Source organism: Leifsonia sp. NPDC058248 (assembly GCF_042881905.1).
GTDB lineage: Bacteria > Actinomycetota > Actinomycetes > Actinomycetales > Microbacteriaceae > Leifsonia.
In genome coordinates this window covers 17,750-33,531 of the sequence record NZ_JBHVXB010000012.1, presented here as the reverse complement: position 1 = coordinate 33,531, position 15,782 = coordinate 17,750, and the positions used below count along the sequence as shown (strand labels likewise).

At 67.5% G+C, this 15,782-nt stretch carries 18 protein-coding genes; 9 read left to right on the top strand and 9 right to left on the bottom strand.

The window, feature by feature from the left end:
* The first annotated feature begins 29 nt into the window (after nt 1-29).
* From ACFVV5_RS17270 to ACFVV5_RS17245, 6 genes are all read left to right on the top strand, one after another.
* Entirely contained in the window at nt 30-851 is an 822-nt protein-coding gene (locus ACFVV5_RS17270; RefSeq protein ID WP_387246555.1) for an SDR family oxidoreductase, read from the top strand.
* A gap of 34 nt (nt 852-885) precedes the next feature.
* Nucleotides 886-1,305: a toxin-antitoxin system YwqK family antitoxin gene (locus ACFVV5_RS17265; protein WP_387246553.1), complete on the top strand. Its 420-nt coding sequence runs from the start codon at nt 886-888 to the stop codon at nt 1,303-1,305.
* Nucleotides 1,306-1,623: 318 nt separating this feature from the next.
* Nucleotides 1,624-2,124 carry a SixA phosphatase family protein gene (locus tag ACFVV5_RS17260; RefSeq protein ID WP_387246722.1) on the top strand — a complete coding sequence of 167 codons (501 nt, stop codon included), beginning with the start codon at nt 1,624-1,626 and terminating at the stop codon, nt 2,122-2,124.
* 192 nt (nt 2,125-2,316) lie between these two features.
* Entirely contained in the window at nt 2,317-2,754 is a 438-nt protein-coding gene (arfB, locus tag ACFVV5_RS17255) for an alternative ribosome rescue aminoacyl-tRNA hydrolase ArfB (protein ID WP_387246551.1), read from the top strand.
* Between the two features lie 68 nt (nt 2,755-2,822).
* Nucleotides 2,823-3,050, top strand: coding sequence for an RNA-binding S4 domain-containing protein (locus ACFVV5_RS17250; RefSeq protein WP_387246549.1), 228 nt, complete (start codon nt 2,823-2,825; stop codon nt 3,048-3,050).
* Between the two features lie 42 nt (nt 3,051-3,092).
* Nucleotides 3,093-3,440, top strand: a complete 348-nt coding sequence (locus tag ACFVV5_RS17245) for a LysR family transcriptional regulator (RefSeq protein ID WP_387246547.1) — start codon at nt 3,093-3,095, stop codon at nt 3,438-3,440.
* A gap of 67 nt (nt 3,441-3,507) precedes the next feature.
* On the opposite strand, the gene dinB is transcribed toward ACFVV5_RS17245, so the two are convergent.
* Nucleotides 3,508-4,704, bottom strand: a complete 1,197-nt coding sequence (dinB, locus tag ACFVV5_RS17240) for a DNA polymerase IV (protein WP_387246720.1) — start codon at nt 4,702-4,704, stop codon at nt 3,508-3,510.
* Between the two features lie 141 nt (nt 4,705-4,845).
* Between dinB and ACFVV5_RS17235 the strand changes: the two genes are divergently transcribed.
* From ACFVV5_RS17235 to rox, 3 genes are all read left to right on the top strand, one after another.
* A complete protein-coding gene (locus ACFVV5_RS17235; protein ID WP_387246545.1) occupies nt 4,846-6,564 on the top strand; it encodes a SulP family inorganic anion transporter in 1,719 nt (572 codons plus the stop codon).
* An 89-nt stretch (nt 6,565-6,653) separates the two neighbouring features.
* Nucleotides 6,654-7,079, top strand: coding sequence for a VOC family protein (locus ACFVV5_RS17230; RefSeq protein ID WP_387246544.1), 426 nt, complete (start codon nt 6,654-6,656; stop codon nt 7,077-7,079).
* A 49-nt stretch (nt 7,080-7,128) separates the two neighbouring features.
* A complete protein-coding gene (gene rox, locus ACFVV5_RS17225) occupies nt 7,129-8,565 on the top strand; it encodes a rifampin monooxygenase (protein ID WP_387246542.1) in 1,437 nt (478 codons plus the stop codon).
* Between the two features lie 83 nt (nt 8,566-8,648).
* Here the strand turns inward: rox and ACFVV5_RS17220 are convergent, their stop codons facing one another.
* The 8 genes from ACFVV5_RS17220 to ACFVV5_RS17185 all read right to left on the bottom strand — a co-directional run bounded on the left by ACFVV5_RS17220 (nt 8,649) and on the right by ACFVV5_RS17185 (nt 15,776).
* Nucleotides 8,649-9,722: a nuclease-related domain-containing protein gene (locus ACFVV5_RS17220; RefSeq protein WP_387246540.1), complete on the bottom strand. Its 1,074-nt coding sequence runs from the start codon at nt 9,720-9,722 to the stop codon at nt 8,649-8,651.
* Nucleotides 9,723-9,896: 174 nt separating this feature from the next.
* The gene (locus ACFVV5_RS17215; RefSeq protein ID WP_387246538.1) at nt 9,897-12,602 is read right to left on the bottom strand and encodes a PLAT/LH2 domain-containing protein; all 2,706 of its coding nucleotides are present in this window, start codon (nt 12,600-12,602) and stop codon (nt 9,897-9,899) included.
* 47 nt (nt 12,603-12,649) lie between these two features.
* Complete coding sequence (locus ACFVV5_RS17210; RefSeq protein WP_387246536.1) at nt 12,650-12,967, bottom strand: ArsR/SmtB family transcription factor; 318 nt, start codon at nt 12,965-12,967, stop codon at nt 12,650-12,652.
* Nucleotides 12,964-13,431, bottom strand: coding sequence for an SRPBCC family protein (locus ACFVV5_RS17205; protein ID WP_387246534.1), 468 nt, complete (start codon nt 13,429-13,431; stop codon nt 12,964-12,966). Before ACFVV5_RS17205 ends, ACFVV5_RS17210 begins: the two co-directional genes overlap by 4 nt.
* Nucleotides 13,432-13,526: 95 nt before the next feature.
* Nucleotides 13,527-14,393: a hypothetical protein gene (locus tag ACFVV5_RS17200; RefSeq protein ID WP_387246532.1), complete on the bottom strand. Its 867-nt coding sequence runs from the start codon at nt 14,391-14,393 to the stop codon at nt 13,527-13,529.
* Nucleotides 14,390-14,560, bottom strand: coding sequence for a hypothetical protein (locus ACFVV5_RS17195; RefSeq protein ID WP_387246530.1), 171 nt, complete (start codon nt 14,558-14,560; stop codon nt 14,390-14,392). The genes ACFVV5_RS17200 and ACFVV5_RS17195 overlap by 4 nt, the downstream gene beginning before the upstream one ends.
* A 65-nt stretch (nt 14,561-14,625) precedes the next feature.
* Complete coding sequence (locus ACFVV5_RS17190; protein WP_387246528.1) at nt 14,626-15,009, bottom strand: TfoX/Sxy family protein; 384 nt, start codon at nt 15,007-15,009, stop codon at nt 14,626-14,628.
* A gap of 53 nt (nt 15,010-15,062) precedes the next feature.
* Nucleotides 15,063-15,776, bottom strand: coding sequence for a hypothetical protein (locus ACFVV5_RS17185; RefSeq protein ID WP_387246526.1), 714 nt, complete (start codon nt 15,774-15,776; stop codon nt 15,063-15,065).
* Nucleotides 15,777-15,782: the final 6 nt, after the last annotated feature.

Genomic DNA, 15,782 nt, shown 5'->3' with positions numbered 1-15,782 from the left:
GCAGTAGGCACGCGTCCTAGTCTTGGAGCATGGCTAAGAACTGGTTCATTACTGGAACTTCCCGCGGGTTCGGCAGGGAGTGGGCGATCGCAGCACTCGATCGCGGCGACAGAGTGGCGGCAACGGCGCGCAGGCTCGAGACGCTCAACGATCTGTCCGAAAAATACGGCGACAACCTCCTCCCGATCGAATTGGATGTCAACGATCGTGAAGCCGACTTCGCCGCTGTCGCGCGAGCACATGACTCGTTCGGCAGCCTTGACGTCGTCATCAACAACGCAGGCTACGGCCAGTTCGGAATGATCGAGGAGATCTCCGAGCGTGAAGCACGCGACCAATTCGAGACGAACGTCTTCGGCGCACTCTGGATCACTCAGGCCGCTCTGCCGTTCCTGCGCGAGCAAGGACATGGGCACATCCTGCAGGTCTCCTCGATCGGTGGCATCAGCGCTTTCCCGAACATCGGCATCTACAACGCCTCGAAGTGGGCGCTTGAGGGGTTCACTCAAGCACTGGCGCAGGAGGTCGCTGACTTTGGAATCAAGGTCACGCTGATTGAACCGGGGGCGTTCTCGACTGATTGGGGAGGGGACTCGGCCAAGCACACAGCGCCGCTGGCCGCGTACGACGCGTATCGCGTGAAAGCGGCCGAAGCGCGGAAGGCGCGAGTCACATCCCCGGGCAATCCAGGCGCTACCGCTCAGGTGGTTCTGGAGCTCGTGGATGCTGCGGAACCCCCGCTGCGCGTGTTCTTAGGCACGGCGGCGATCGGGATCGCCAAGGCCGATTATGCGAGCAGGATTGAGACCTGGGAGAAATGGAACCGTCTGTCGGTTGAGTCACAAGGCTGAGTCGAAATCGTGACCACGGCGATGAGGATGACACGTGCGGCAACCTGATCCAGATCGCGAGCAGGCCGTGAACGAACTCGACGCTGCGGGGTTGAAGACGGGTCTCTGGGAGGAGCTCGACCCGCACGGTGGCACGGTCGCCGGCGAGTACAAGGATGGCCGGCGCACCGGTCTGTGGCGCCACCTCTTTCGCGACGGTGGCGTCCGATCAGAATTCCACTATGTGGACGGGGAGCTCACGGGGGAGAGCGCATGGTTCCGACCATCGGGAGAGCTTCGCCAGCAGGGTGGGTTCCTCAACGGTGAGAAGCATGGTCACTGGAAGCGTTGGACGGACAGCGGAAGCCTCATCGACGAAGGCGAGTTCGAGCTCGGGGTCAAGACCGGGTCATGGACGTATTACGCACCCGACGGAAGCATCAAGAAGACCACGAACCATCGCCCTGGTTCTTGACACTTAGGTGTGTTTATTGGCGCTTGAGGTCCCTTCATTGGGCGGTCTCACGACTGATCACGTCACGCCGCAGAAGTGCGTCAGCTCGGCGTCAAAGCCGCATTACCTGAGACACGAGAGCGGTGCACGACTTCGAGCCCTCACCGTGGGCGCGTCTGTCACTTTTAGCTCGCCATGCGATCGCGTCAATGTGCTCGTGGTACGCGCCGTGGCCCACCGCGTAGAGTTCCAGACCACGGCGCTCCAGGACGAAGAGCTGAGTCCAAAGTCGCGCTGACTGTACTGACCAGCCTGATCGTGCGGCACACTGGCAGCGTGATGAAGATCGAGCGCACTCTAATCCTCCTGCGCCACGCGAAGTCCGACTGGTCCGGTTCCGCACCGGACATCGACCGACCGCTGGCCGAACGGGGCCGGGCTCAGGCCCCACTCGCCGGGCAGTGGCTCGCGAACCACGCGGACCGGATCGACCTTGCCATCGTGTCGCCTGTGAAGCGCGCCCGCGAGACCTGGGAGCTTGTTTCCGCCCAGCTCGCACCCGTGCCTCCCGCACAATTCGACGACCGTGTCTATGCGGCATCCGCCGACCGGCTCCTCGATGTCGTGCATGATGTGCCGGAGAACGTCCGCACGGTTCTCCTGGTCGGCCACAATCCCGGAATGGAAGAGCTCGCATCGCGGCTCGCCGGAGAGGAAGTAAGCATGCGCACCTCAGGCGTCGCCGAATTCGGCGTCCGAGCACCGTGGCACGAACTCAACGCCGCAGCGGCGACACTTCGCGTTGCAGGACGCTCGTCTGGCCAGCAGTTGACCCCATGACACGGCAGACGGCGACATCGTGCTCACCGTCCACTCGCTCACCCGATCAGCTCCGCAGCAACCGGGGCGCATCCTGCATCCGTTGCTTCGCAACGTCCAGGTTGCTGCGGGCACGGCCGGAGACCCGCCTTCATCGGTGTCGCAAGACGGTCCGTCTGCGGCGTATCTGGAGCGTAAGAGGATGATGGACCCATGCCCGCTGCTCACCGTCCCGGCCTTCGGGTCGACTCCGGACTCACGATCCCCGAGTCTGAGCTGTCGTGGCGGTTCTCGCGGTCATCCGGTCCCGGCGGGCAAGGTGTGAACACTGCCGACTCTCGAGCGGAACTCGTGTGGGATGTGGCTGGCTCCGCCGTTCTCTCGCCGGTCCAGCGAGAGCGACTCCTCGAGCGTCTGAGCAGTCGCCTTGTCGACGGAATGCTGACGATCGCGGCATCAGAGCACCGCGCGCAATTGCGCAACAGGGAGGCTGCGCGCGCTCGGCTGGCCGAAATCGTGGGCGACGCCCTCCTGCCGCCAGCACCGCCCCGAAGACCGACGAGGCCGAGTCGCGGTGCCAAGCAACGGCGTTTGGAAGCGAAGAAGCGGCGCACTGACGTCAAGCGACTGCGTCGCCCTTCTCACGACTGACCACTGAATAACATGCCCGGATGCGAGAACCCGTCAGCGGCCGGCACCCGATGGAATAGCATTCGGGAATGACGAACTCGGCTCCGATCGACGACATCCCGATCGGTGGTGAGGTCATTCGCCTCGGGCAGTTCCTGAAGTTCGCTGGGCTCCTCGACTCCGGCGGAAACGTGAAGGAAGCCATCATCGACGGCTACGTGACCGTGAACGGCGAGGTTGATCGCCGCCGAGGACGGCAGCTGCAACCTGGCGACATCGTCGCTTTCGAGGGACGCAGAGTCCGCGTCTCCCGTTAGCCGGTCGCGCAGCGCCGATCCATCATCCATGAAGGGCCCGATGTGAATATCACCCTGCTCGTTCGGTTTGTCGCCGTGGCCGAGGAGCTGCACTTTCCGCGAGCGGCAATCAAACTCAACATCCCTCTCGCTGCTCTCTACTCGTCGATTTCGAAGCTTGAAGACGAAGTGGGATCTCCACTCTTCATTCGTGACGCCACGGGAACCCGGCTCACCAAGGCCGGAATCCTCTTTCTTGCCACGGCGCGGGACGAGATCGCTGCGGCACCCGCGCCGGTCGAGAAGCCTGTCGTTTCGGCCGGCGGCAAAGCCAAAGCTTCGAAGGGCAAAGGTCGCGCCCCGGCCGTGAAGGGGCAGCCGAAACCGTTCAAGAAGCGTCAGGGTCGTTAGCCCCCACGTTACGACGGCGAGGTCGCTTGAACGGGTCGCCATCGGCGCTCGACATCAGCGTCTGGCGTCATTCGTGTTCCGGCAGGAGCGGGGTCGACCAGCCGGGGTCGCGACCGAGTTGCGCGGCACGAGCGACGGATGTTGCACCGAAGCGATCGCGAACGGCGTCGAGCACGGTGTCGAGGCGTGCCCCGTCGTCCCAGTCGATCGGCAGTTCGGGCTGGAAACTGTCGGCCCGTCCCAACTGAGACAGCGAGATGCCGATGAGGGTGATGCCGCGTTCCGTGACCTCGGGGAGGGCGGCAGCGAGAAGGCTTCGGGCGATGGTGAGCAGCACGGACGTCCGGTCGGACGGGAAGCCGAGCGTGCGCGACCGGGTGGCTTTGGCGAAGTCGCCGTAGCGGAGCCGCAGCACGATCGTTCGGCACGTCCGATCGCCGTCGCGGAGTCGGCCAGCGAGCCGATCGACGAGCTGAGTGAGGATGAGGTCGAGTTCCTCGGCCGTACGCGGGCGGCTTCCGAGCGCGCGCTGAGAGCCGATGGACCCGCGTCGCTTTGTAGCGTCGACCGGGCGCGGATCCCGCAGGCGGGCGAGCGCGTGCAGGTGCGCGCCGGTCGCCTTGCCGAGCAGCCTCTCGGCCGTGGCCTCTTCGAGCTCGGCGAGCTGACCGACGGTGCGGATGCCGAGCCGATGCAGCTTCTCTGCGGTGACGGCGCCGACCCCCCACAGCCGTTCCACCGGGAGTGGCAGCAGGAATTCCTGTTCCCGATCGGGTTCGACGATGAGCAGCCCGTCGGGTTTGCTCACGGCGCTGGCGACCTTGGCGAGGAATTTGGTCCGCGCGATTCCGACCGAGATGGCGAGGCCGACCTCTGCGCGAACCCGCTCCCGCAGCCTCACCGCGATCTGCTCGGGCGTGCCCGCGATACGCCTGAGCCCGCCGACCTCTAGAAACGCCTCGTCGATCGACAGTCCCTCTACGAGCGGGGTCGTATCGCGGAAGATCGCGAACACGTCCTTGCTTGCCGCCGAATATGCATCCATGCGCGGCGGGACGACCACGGCCTCCGGGCACAGGTCGCGCGCCTGCCGGCCACCCATGGCGGTGCGCACACCTCGCGCCTTCGCCTCGTAGCTTGCCGCCAGCACGACGCCGCCCCCGACGATGACAGGCCGGCCGCGGAGCGCAGGCGCGTCGCGCTGCTCGACCGAGGCGTAGAACGCGTCAAGGTCCGCGTGCAGCACGGTCGCCTCGCCCCGCATCCGGCCCTCCGCTCCCTCGTACGTCAAGGGAATGGTCGCACGGACCGCGGACACCGGCCTCGACGCTGTCCCTTGGCAACGCCCTCCAGCAGTACGAACCAGCGCTCTGGCGCAACCGCCAAACTTGGGTAAGACTGACGCATGACCAAGGCAAAGGGACGAGGCCTTACTCGGGTCCCGATATTCGGCCAGCTCCGTTCCTACAACCGCTCGTGGCTGCGCGGCGACCTGATCGCCGGCGTCACCGTCGCCGCCCTCATCGTCCCCAAGAACCTGGGCTACGCCGGCATCGCGGGCATACCTCTTCAGAACGGCCTGTACGCAGCCGCTGCCGGCGCCATCCTGTACGCGGTCTTCGGATCCAGCCGGCAGATCTCGATGGGTCCCAGCTCAGGTCTGGCGGCGGTGGCCGCGAGTGCCGTGCTCGCGGCGGCCATCACCGGCGAGCAGAACGTCGCCTCGTTCGTTGCCGGAATCACTCTCGCTTCGGGCATCCTGTTTCTGCTTCTTGCCGTCTTCCGGATGGGCTGGGTCGCGCAGTTCCTCTCGCGTGCCGTGGTCACCGGCTTCCTCTTCGGCGCGGCGATCGACGTGGTGATCGGAGAGCTCCCCAAGCTCACCGGAACCGAGGTCACCGGCTCCAACCCGATCCAGGAACTGTGGTCGTGGTTCGGAACCCTGGGCGATGCGCATCGGACGACCGTGCTTGTCGGCATCATCTCGCTGGTCGTCGTCTTCGGGCTCCGGGCGATCGCTCCGCGCGTTCCCGGCGCTTTGGTGCTCGTGGTGGGCGGACTGCTGGCGGCTGCCCTGTTCGACCTCGGGGACAAGGGCGTGGCCCTGGTGGGGAATGTGCCCCGTGGGCTGCCGTCGCTGCAGGTTCCGGATGTTCAGCAGCTGTGGGAGCATGCGGGAACTGTTGCCCTCGCTGCGGTGGCGCTGGTCATGATCGGGTTCTCGCAGACCGCGGGGGATGCGCGCACGTTCGCCGCGAAGCACCGCTACCAGATCGACATCAACCAGGAATTGGTTGCGCAGTCGCTGGCCAACATCGGCTCGGGCCTGTTCCAGGGGATGCCGGTCTCGACCAGCCTCTCGGCGAGCTCGTTGAACGACCGCTCGGGGGCCAAGACCGGACTCGCCTCCCTGACTTCCGGCGTCACCGTGCTGCTCACCCTGTTGTTCCTGGCGCCGCTCTTCTCGAACCTGCCCAAGGCGGTGCTCGGGGCGCTGATCATCGAGGCCGTCGTCATGGGGATGATGGATTTCCCGGAGATGCGGCGGCTGTTCCGGGTGAAGAAGGTCGACTTCTGGATCGCGATCGTCGCGCTCCTCGGAACTCTGGTGTTCGGCGTGCTCGCGGGCGTCATCATCGGGATTGGACTTTCGCTGGTCTGGTTGGTCGCGGTGGCCACCCACCCGGAGATGCCGACTCTCGGTCGCGAGCGTGGCACTCAGGTCTTCCGCGAGGTCGACACGTTCCCGGGCGATGAGATTCTGCCGGGTGTGGCGGTGGTGCGGTTCGACGGCGGCCTCTTCTTCGCAACCGCCGACGCCCTGGAGGACCACCTGCGGGAGGTCATCCAGGCCAACCCGGAACTGACCGGCATCGTGATCGACTGCGGCGGGATCAACTTCATCGACTCGCAAGGCGCGGCCAAGATGGCGGACGTCGTGGCCCTCGCCCGCGACGCCGGCGTGAACCTTCGCCTCACCCGGCTGAAGCCGGCGCCCCGGGCTGTCCTCGAACGCGACGGCGTGATCGCCCTGATCGGGGCCGACCACATCCACGGCAACATCCATCGAGCGGTGAAGGCGGAGCAGGCCGCCGCAGAGCGGGCGGGCGAGGACGGCAGCTAGAAGTCGCGCAACTGGGCATGGACACATCGCGGCTCGCAGGCGATGATCGGACCAGCATCCGCCAACCACTCCTGAGAGGACACCCTCCCGTGGCTACGCTCGGCAACATCGTGTTCTACGCAAACGATCCGCAGGCACTCTCCGACTTCTGGGCAGGGGTATTCGGGTATCCGCCTCAGCGGTTCGACGGGGAACTGCGGGAGAGGCTGCTCGCCGGCGGCCTCAGTGAGGCGGACCTCGGCAAGCGAGCGCTTGCGGCGAGTGACGATGGCAGCGGGCCGCGGTTGTTCTTCCACCATGCCGATGGGCCGAAGGCCGGGCGGAATCGCGTTCACCTCGACGTGCAGGCCGTGCAGGGGCGGCGGCCGACCAACGAGGAACTCGATGCGGAGAGGGACCGCCTCGTCGCTCTCGGCGCGAGCGTCGTACGCCTCATCGACCAGGCCTGGGGGCCCGTGACCGAGCACTACTATCAGATGCGCGATCCGGAAGGGAACGAGTTCTGCCTTCAGTGAGCAGGTCGCGCCCGCCTGCGCTTCCGTCAACTCAATGGCGAGGAGTTCCATGTTCGACGTGATCATCAGCGGCGGTGGACCGACGGGGATGATGCTCGCCAGCGAGCTTCGGCTGCACGACGTGGACGTGCTCGTGCTGGAGAGGGACGCCGAGCCGAGCCGGCTGGTCCGCTCGCTCGGTCTGCACCCGCGAAGCATCGAGATCCTCGACCAGCGCGGACTGCTCGACCGGTTCCTCGCGCTCGGGCAGCAATATCCCGCAGGTGTCGGCCGCTTCGCCGGTATCGCCAGCCCCCGGCCTGTCAGCCTCGACACCGCACACGACTACGTCCTCGGCATCCCGCAGCCGGTCACCGATCGTCTGCTGGCCGAGCGCGCTGTCGAGCTCGGCGCAGAGGTCCGCCGCGGCTCCGAGGTCACGGGTATCGAGCAGGACGACGACGGTGTGAACGTCGAACTCGCCGACGGCATCCGGATGCGCTCGCGCTGGCTGGTCGGCTGCGACGGCGGGCGCAGCCTGGTCCGCAGACTCCTCGGCATCGGCTTCCCCGGGGATCCCGCCACGACCGAGTGGCTCCTCGGCGAGGTGCAGGTCACAGCGGCGGCGGAGGACATCGCCGCGGTGTCGGAGGAGGTGCGCAAGACCCACAGGGGGTTCGGCATCGGCCCCGCCGGCGACAGGCTCTTCCGCGCCGTCGTGCCTGCGGCGACGGTGGCCGAGGATCGCTCGGTCCCGCCGACTCTGGAGGAGTTCCGGGAGCAGCTGCGGGCATACGCGGGCACCGACTTCGGCGTCCACTCACCGCGATCGCTGACCCGTTTCACCGACGCCACCCGGCTTGCCGAGCGATACCGCGTGGGCAGGGTCCTCCTGGCCGGAGACGCCGCGCACGTGCATCCACCGCTGGGTGGGCAGGGTCTGAACCTCGGCATCCAGGACGCCTTCAATCTCGGCTGGAAGCTCGCCGCCGAGGTCGACGGGTGGGCGCCGGATGGCCTGCTGGACACCTACGAGACCGAGCGTCACCCGGTCGCCGAAGACGTGCTGACCATCACCCGCGCGCAGAGCGAGCTGCTGTCGACAGATCCGGGTCCGCAAGCCGTTCGCCGGCTGCTGACCGAGCTGATGGACTTCGAGGATGTCAGCCGATTCCTGGCCGAGAAGGTCACCGGGATCGGCATCCGGTACGACTTCGGCGAAGGTCCCGAGTTGCTCGGCAGAAGGATGCGCGACATCGCGCTGTCGCGCGGCCGCCTCTACGAACTCACGCACGACGGCCGCGGCCTCCTGCTCGACCAGACCGGCGAACTCTCCGTCACCGGATGGGCGGACAGGATCGACCACGTCGTCGACGGCAGCGCCGAACTGCACGCGCCCGCGGTCCTGCTCCGGCCGGATGGCCACGTCGCCTGGATCGGCGACGACCAGGAGGACCTGCTCCGCCACCTGCCGACCTGGTTCGGGGACGCCTCGCAAAGCGACTAGGCGGGGTATCGATAGCCCGGGCAGAAGGACACCGGGCAGGAGGCGTGTGTTCGCTTGCCCACACGCCCGAACAACGGCAGAGGTTACTTACGCCGTCGTGCCGATCCGCCGGCTCCAGAAACACGGCGGATCGTGACGATGACCGTTCGCCCGACGACGACAACGCCCCCGAGCATCAAGAATGGCTTCCACGCCAGGTAAACAGCCGGGACGATGCACGCCGTCGGGGACAGACAAGGCTGATTCGCAACACTGCGGAAGGTCAAGATCGCCGCGATGATGAGGGCAGTCACGAACCACAATCGGATGATGTCCGGCAGTACGGAAAGCGGTTGAGTCGCTATCTGAGCTGAGGCGCGGCTCGTCGGTCGGCTCGCCGGCCGTCGCGTCTTGACCGCCGAGGTCGCATGCTGCACGGTCGCCCTCGGAACGCCGACGCGAGCGACAAGTCGTTCGAAACGCTGCATAACACGAAGCGTGTCGGCCGCTCTCGGGTCTACATGCCAAGTCTGAGGTTCCTCGGCCGCGAGTTTGATCAGCTCGATCTTGGTCGGACTCAGTTGAGCCGGCTGTATTCTCAGCCAGGCGACCAGCTTCCGGGCATCCACCACTGAAACTGAGCGGCTCTGTGGTGAACGTCTGTCGGTGATGTGCCCGGCATTCAACACAGCGATGACCGGGGTCACCGGCACGGGAAAGGCGACCTTGCTCGAGAGTCGGCGACTTACGTCGAGCGAATCGTTTCCTGCTGCTCTGAGGTGCGAGGTATTCGCATTGTTGACGCGGAGCACGTGATCGCCGACCCAGACGGATGATCCCTGATGGTGCTTGGTGTTGATCCCGAAGACGCCGCCGGGTCCGATCACCAGATGATCGACATCCTTCGTGCCTGCTCCGATCGGAACCGAGTGCCTCACGAACCACTCCGGCCCCAGCGAGCGGAGCATCTCGCCGACTTCGATCTCGCCCAGCGCGCCTTGATACCAGGACCAGGCATCCGCGTGCAGCGTCACGCGCTTGTCCGTCTTCAACGACGGATCCAGGTCTTCCGCGTCGGCTTGAACCTGGAGGCACTTCAGCGCCACGGCGTACCCGGCCGGGCGCGAAGAGAGGGCGCTGATTCCCGCAAAGTCGACCCGCGCGACAGCGTCGCGCATCGAATCAGCAGTATCGTCCCCCACGATCTCCGACGTTATCGGTTGGAACGGGCGAGGGCTCGCCCCCGAGGAGGGGATGCTCGCTCGAGCGGTCTGCCTGTTCCCAGGCGTTTCGCGCCATCGGACGGCCAGGCAGGAGAGCACAGACGGGCGAGTTTCGCGAATCCGTCCCTTCTAGACGACCGCCACCGTGAACGGCGACGTACTGTCGACATCCCGATCGAAGCTGGCCGTGCCGCCGGTGCCGTAGCGCGCGCTGTGCACCTCGATTCTGTCGAGGTACCAGTCGGGGCCGTTGCCGTCGTTGTCGCGCTGCACCGTGAGGGTCTGCAGGGTGCCGAGATCGTTGCTGGGGAGGGTGACCCAGTTCCAGTCGTCGCGCTCCATGCGGCGGATCAGCGAGGTGTCGACCGTCTTGCTCGTGCTTCCCAGGGTTCCCGTGAGAGTGAAGGTGACGTTGGCGTCGGTGCCGGCCATCCAGCGGTCGGCCGTGTGGATGTGCAGGCCGTAGGCGAAGTCGGGCTGGGCGAACGGGTTGTCCGTGCGAGTGGCGAGGGTGATCAGGCTCGCGAATTCCGCCTCGCCGGCGATGTCGACGAGGTCGTGCGGGTCGTCGGTGATGATGCCGTCGACGCCGATCCGGATGTATTCGCGGAGCTCGTCGTGGGCGTTGACCGTCCACACGTAGATGAACGACGGCCTGCCCGCCTGGGCGCGGATGCCGCAAGCGGCCTCGAGCGTGTAGCGGTAGTAGGGGCCGAGCGCGAAGTTGGCGAAGCTGATCCCGTTGCCGTAGCCCTGGTGCGTCAGCCCGCGGCTCGTGAAGTAGTTGGTCACCGCCCCCGGATCGTCCTCGGCGTCGATCATGAGGCCCTCGCGGGGTCCCAGGATGTCGATGATGCGGTCGAAGAAGCCGCCCTCGTCGAGCTTTCCCACCGAGATGATGACGTTGATGTCGTTGTCGAACGTCAGATGCTCGCGAATGGTCATCAGCAGTTCATAGCCGCGGTCCGCCGAGGTCGCCTCGGACTTGCAGTCGAAGACCACCAGGGACAGTCCCGAATTCACAAGGTGCTGATGCACTCCGTCCAGGTACGCAGCGACGGTGGGGGCGGACGGTTCGCCGGTGCCGTGGCTGATGCAGAGCCGGCTGGCGTCGTCTTCGTACACCTGCACATCCGGTTCGAGGCCGTTCGCGCCGTGGATGACCGCGTCCACGGCATCCGCGACGGTGTTCGGATTGTGGCCGACGATGTAGAACGGCCGCGGTCCGAAGCTCTGCGGCGCGTTCACGCTGACCGAGCCGCGCGATTGCGACGCCATCCCGCAGAGCACTTCGCGACCCGAGACGTGGTCGCCGTCGGTGAGGGGCCGGATGAGGTGCACGACCGTGACCGGATGCAGCGCGTCGCACACCGCAGAGCCGAGGAACCCCGAGCCGCCGGTGTAGAGATCGACCGTCGCGCCGGGCACGGCGCCGCGCACGTTGACGGTCGTGTCCCCGGCGAACAGCGGCTGCACCATGTCGAACCCGGCGAGCTCCGGATGCGCTTGAACCACCTGCCGCACGGAGTCCACGCCGCCGCCACCGCACGCCCACTGACGCACGAAGATGGTCGAGCCCTCGACGAGGAGCGGTGCGACCCCGACGATGCTGTTGCTGCTGGTGACGAACACCTGGTCGCTGATCGCGACGTCGCCGATCGGCGTCTGCATGAAGACCTGCACGAGCGAACCGGGTCGCGCGCGGGTGATGCACACGGCGCCGGTGCATCCGTAGAGCGGCAGAACCAGCTCGGCGGCCGGGATGTTCTTGTCGTGCGGATCGACCCGCACCGGGGTGGCCGGCGGGCTCATCACGCCGCAGCACTCCTGCGTAGCGGTGACGGGGTCCTGGCTCAACCCCGGGATCCGGCAGTCCATCCAGGTCTGCTCCGGCGGCACCTGGCCGTCGTAGGTGGTCTGGTTGGCGACGAGGTGGAGGGTCGCGCCCGGGCGCAGGTCGGTCACCCGCACAGTCGTCGTGTCGGCACAGAGGGGACCGAGCACGGTGGGCGCGTCGACCGGCTCGACCGGTCCCACTTCCACCGGGTCCGAGGTCTTCGCCGGCCGCTCGCACTTGCGATCGACCTCCTGCCGGATCGTGAGCTCGTCGCCTTCCTTGAGGGGCGACGAGAGCACGAAGGTCAGGGCGTCGCGATCGAAGCCGGCCTGGTCGCGAATTCCGGATGCCCGCTCGATCGTGACGAGCGCGCCATCGAATACCCCGGTGACGCCGACAGACGGGTCGCAACCGCGGACCGGGAGGGTGATCACGGGCGCGGGGAGCAGTTGCCCGGGTGCGCCGGGGATGCGATCGGGGGTGCGCGACACGTCCGGACCCGGCGGGAGGCCGCCGCCGGACTGGTGCGCCGAGATCAGTCCCTGTGCAGGGATGGCGTTCGTCAGGGTGAGACGGGCGACACCCTCGTCGGCTTTCCCGGTGCCGAGCACGCTTCCACTCGCGGAAAGAGTGATGTCCGCGCCCGGAGTCGCGCCGTCGATCCAGACGTAGCGGCCGCACGAGAAGAGGTGCGTCGCGATGTTCACCATGCCGAAGCCCGCGCTGGGGGCGGGGCCGACCGGCATCATCTGGCTCGGCGAGGGCGGGTCGCTCTGGTCCCCGCCCAGGTGTTGAATCGCGAACAGCAGTTCGGTGGGCTTCAGAGTGACCCCGGCCTCGAGCGGAATCCGTTCGTCACCCGACTGGACGATCGCCTTCGCGACCGTGCGGGCGTCCGTCTCGATCGTGACCGTGCTGCCCGCGAGCTGCCCGCGGACGCGGATCGACGAGCTGAGTTCGGAGAGGGGACCTGCGATTATCGGCTGCATGAGTGCCATGCGGCTCATCCTGGCCCTGTCGGGTCGCCAGCGCTACAGGAGTTCCGTTACAGCTCCTCCGCGATCCGCTTGATCGCGGCCAGGCGGTGGTCCCACTCGGCGCCGATGCGGTCGAGCCGGCGTGCGGTCTCGCTCAGCTGCGTGCCGATCACCCGGTAGCGCAGCTCGCGGCCGACGCGCACGGACTCGACGAGGCCGACCTCCTGCAGCACGGCGAGGTGTTTCGCGATCGCCTGCCGTGTGACGGGGAGCCGCCCGGCGAGGGCGGACGCCGAAGCGTCCCCCTCGCCGAGGGCTGCCAGGATGCTCCACCGGGTCTCGTCGCCGAGCGCGGCGAACACCGGAACGAGAGTGTCGGTGCTCACGAGCCCCCTTCGAGGTAGGCGACGAGCTCGTCAAGCTCCGAGTCCCAGCCGCCGCGGTTGTTCTCCATGCTGGTGGCAGGGTCGGTCAGGGCGTCGAAGCCCGATTCGACCACCGTGAGCTGCGTGCCCGTGGCGACGGGTTCGAGGGTGAAGCGGAACACGGTCGAGCGGTCCAGGTCGACCCGCAGGTCGCGCGACGAGTCGCTGCCCCACCGGTAGGCGATCATCCTGGGCGGATCGAGCTCCTCGATCTGCACCGGGACGTCGCCGTAGCCCTCGAACGTGAAGACGCCGCCGGCGCCGACGGCGACCCCGTCGAGCACGGCCGCCTGCGGGAACCACCGCGCGATGTGCTCGACTTCGGTGATCGCCGCCCACACCTTCTCCAGCGGCGCCGCGATGGTGATGGTGCGCCGCACGGTGAATTCGTCGCGATCGACGACGGACGGCTCGTTTTCGGTCATGGTCATGATTCTGTACCTTTCTGTCGGTGTCTGCAACCTTAGGGTTGCACGAACCGATGAAGAGCGCAACCTTCAGGTTGCAGTTCCGGATGCTCTCAGCGGATCCAGATCACGTTCGCCAACCACCAGACGGCCAGGATCGCGCCGATCGTGACCCCGACCACCGGGAAGGCCCGGCGGAGTCGCCGGCCCTGGGGCGCCACCGTCGCGCCGCGGACCGCACCCTGGCGGTCGTCCGAGTAGCGATCCGCTCGACCCGTCGCCTTCGCGCCGACAGTCCCGAGGATGCGGAACATCCGTCTCGTCACGGCCGGGTCGGTGAGGTCGAGTGCGCGCGAGGCGTAGACGAACAGCCAGTCGTCGACGATCTCGACGTCGAAGTCCTGCGCCTCGTCGATGAGGAGCGCCATGAGGTCGGGAGTGAGCAGGTAGAGGGCGTCGCGCTCGTAGTCCTTCGGGCAGTAGAGGGTGAAGTACCGGTCGAAGTCGCCTTCGAGCGACAGCCGCTGCGAGCGGGAGAACTCGGCCGGGAGGTTCGTGCCGCCGAAGAGACCGTTGTTGCTCCGCGCGTCGAGCAGGATGTGCGGCAGGGCGTGGTCGAGCCGGATCGCGAGGTACCCCCACTCGTGCTCCTGCCGCGACTTCCCGGAGCCGGTCACGTACCGGTAGGTCGCGAGGTCGACGAAGCGGCCGGCGGTCGAGGTCAGGCGGTTCCGGATGCTCCGCTCCCTGCCCTGCTGGAAGATGGAGCCCGCGTACCCCGGGGCCGGCGCCACCGGCCAGAACGTCATGGCGTTCGCGCCCGCGAACCGGTCGAGGCGGAGCCACGACGCCCAGCGTGCTCTCGCTGCGAGCATCCGGATGACGACGACAGCGGCCACGATCGCGAGCGCGACGAGTCCGACCACGGCGGCGAACCCCGCATCGGATCCCGCCAGGTTCGGCACGACGAACGCGATCACGACGACGGCCGCGATCGACCGCCGATCACCGTTGCGACCGGTGCGCCCGTCGACGGCCAGTCCGCACCGGATGCGCGCACGGCCCGCCGGAACTGCGCCACCTCCGCGACGGTGACCGGCGCGGTGAGGGCGGAGAAGTCCACGGAGGCGGGCGAAGTCTCGGTCACGGGCCAACCCTAGCGAGCGGGGTCGGCGCACAGCCGGAACTTCGCGTACGGGCGCGCCTGCCGGGTCAGCGAGACTTCGGCGGCTTCGGAGGCTTCGGCGCTTTGGGCGCCTTCGCCGGCAGCTCGGACACCTGGGCGAGAGCGCGCTCGATCCACGGGGTCACGCGCGCGGGATCGGCCGACCAGGCGGCCGGGAGTGAGACGTAGCCGCCCATCGGCCGCTCGGCCGGACCGTACGGTCCGGTGCCGTCGATCCCGAGGAGCTCGTCGCGTGAGGCGTCGTCCAGCAGCTTCACGCCGATCGTGTCGCCGAAGAGGCCGGCGAACATGTTGCCGTTCACGAACGCCCCCAGGTTGCCGAACATCGGTTTGACGACGACTCCGGGAGCATCCGGGACCACCGCCTGGAAGAACGTCTTCGTCTCGTCGCTCGGCCGGGGGATCTGCATGGCCCCATCCAAGCGCGCGCGACCGCCGACCTCAAGGCCGGGCGGAGAAACGGTTACTCGTTCAGCGCCTGGTGCGACGGGATGAGGGTGATCGAGTCGGCCGTGACGCCCACGAGCCCGAGGTGCACGCGGAGCAACGACGAGGGGACCTGCTTGTCCGGGGGAGGGGTGGCCGCGCCGAGCGTCAGCGGGGTGCCGTCGGCGAGGGTGGCCGTCGCCGAGTCGACGTAGACCTGCACGTGGCCGCGCAGCTCCATCCGGCCGGCGTCCGTGAGCAGGGACGGGCCGCCGGCCTTGCGGACGTTGAGGTGGAAGTCCGTGATGACGATGTCGTCGGCCGTGAGCTTGAGAACGGTGGTCGTGCGGCCGTCGGCCAGTGGCACCTCGACCGAACTCAGGGTCGGGATGCCCGAGAAGGAGATCGACGAACCGGTGAGCTGGGCGGCCGGCAGGGTGAACACGGGCGCCGAAGCGTCGCGGGTGGCCGGCGTCGCCGGTGCGGACGGGGTGGGGGTACTCGGGGCGGCGCTCATCGTGCCCGAGGGGAGACCGCCGCCTGGTGGCGGCACAGGGACCGGCACCGGCACCGGCACCGGCAACGAGGACGATGGGCTCGGCGCCGTCGTCGGCGTGGGCGACGGCGAGCCGCACGACATCAGCAACGGGATACACAGCGCAGCGGGTGCGCGCGCGGGAACGCCGGCGGCCCCGATCCCGGTCAGCGCGACCAGGCTGAGCGCAACGGCGCCGCCGAGAGTCGCGCGCACGCGTGT

What these genes read in the sequence shown, in the direction of transcription:
- ACFVV5_RS17270 (WP_387246555.1), top strand. Translation starts at nt 30, where the DNA reads ATGGCTAAGAACTGGTTCATTACTGGAACTTCCCGCGGGTTCGGCAGG.
- ACFVV5_RS17260 (WP_387246722.1), top strand. Translation starts at nt 1,624, where the DNA reads ATGAAGATCGAGCGCACTCTAATCCTCCTGCGCCACGCGAAGTCCGAC.
- arfB (WP_387246551.1), top strand. Translation starts at nt 2,317, where the DNA reads ATGCCCGCTGCTCACCGTCCCGGCCTTCGGGTCGACTCCGGACTCACG.
- ACFVV5_RS17250 (WP_387246549.1), top strand. Translation starts at nt 2,823, where the DNA reads ATGACGAACTCGGCTCCGATCGACGACATCCCGATCGGTGGTGAGGTC.
- dinB (WP_387246720.1), bottom strand. Translation starts at nt 4,704, where the DNA reads ATGCGGGGCGAGGCGACCGTGCTGCACGCGGACCTTGACGCGTTCTAC.
- ACFVV5_RS17235 (WP_387246545.1), top strand. Translation starts at nt 4,846, where the DNA reads ATGACCAAGGCAAAGGGACGAGGCCTTACTCGGGTCCCGATATTCGGC.
- rox (WP_387246542.1), top strand. Translation starts at nt 7,129, where the DNA reads ATGTTCGACGTGATCATCAGCGGCGGTGGACCGACGGGGATGATGCTC.
- ACFVV5_RS17220 (WP_387246540.1), bottom strand. Translation starts at nt 9,722, where the DNA reads ATGCGCGACGCTGTCGCGCGGGTCGACTTTGCGGGAATCAGCGCCCTC.
- ACFVV5_RS17215 (WP_387246538.1), bottom strand. Translation starts at nt 12,602, where the DNA reads ATGGCACTCATGCAGCCGATAATCGCAGGTCCCCTCTCCGAACTCAGC.
- ACFVV5_RS17205 (WP_387246534.1), bottom strand. Translation starts at nt 13,431, where the DNA reads ATGACCGAAAACGAGCCGTCCGTCGTCGATCGCGACGAATTCACCGTG.
- ACFVV5_RS17190 (WP_387246528.1), bottom strand. Translation starts at nt 15,009, where the DNA reads ATGCAGATCCCCCGGCCGAGCGACGAGACGAAGACGTTCTTCCAGGCG.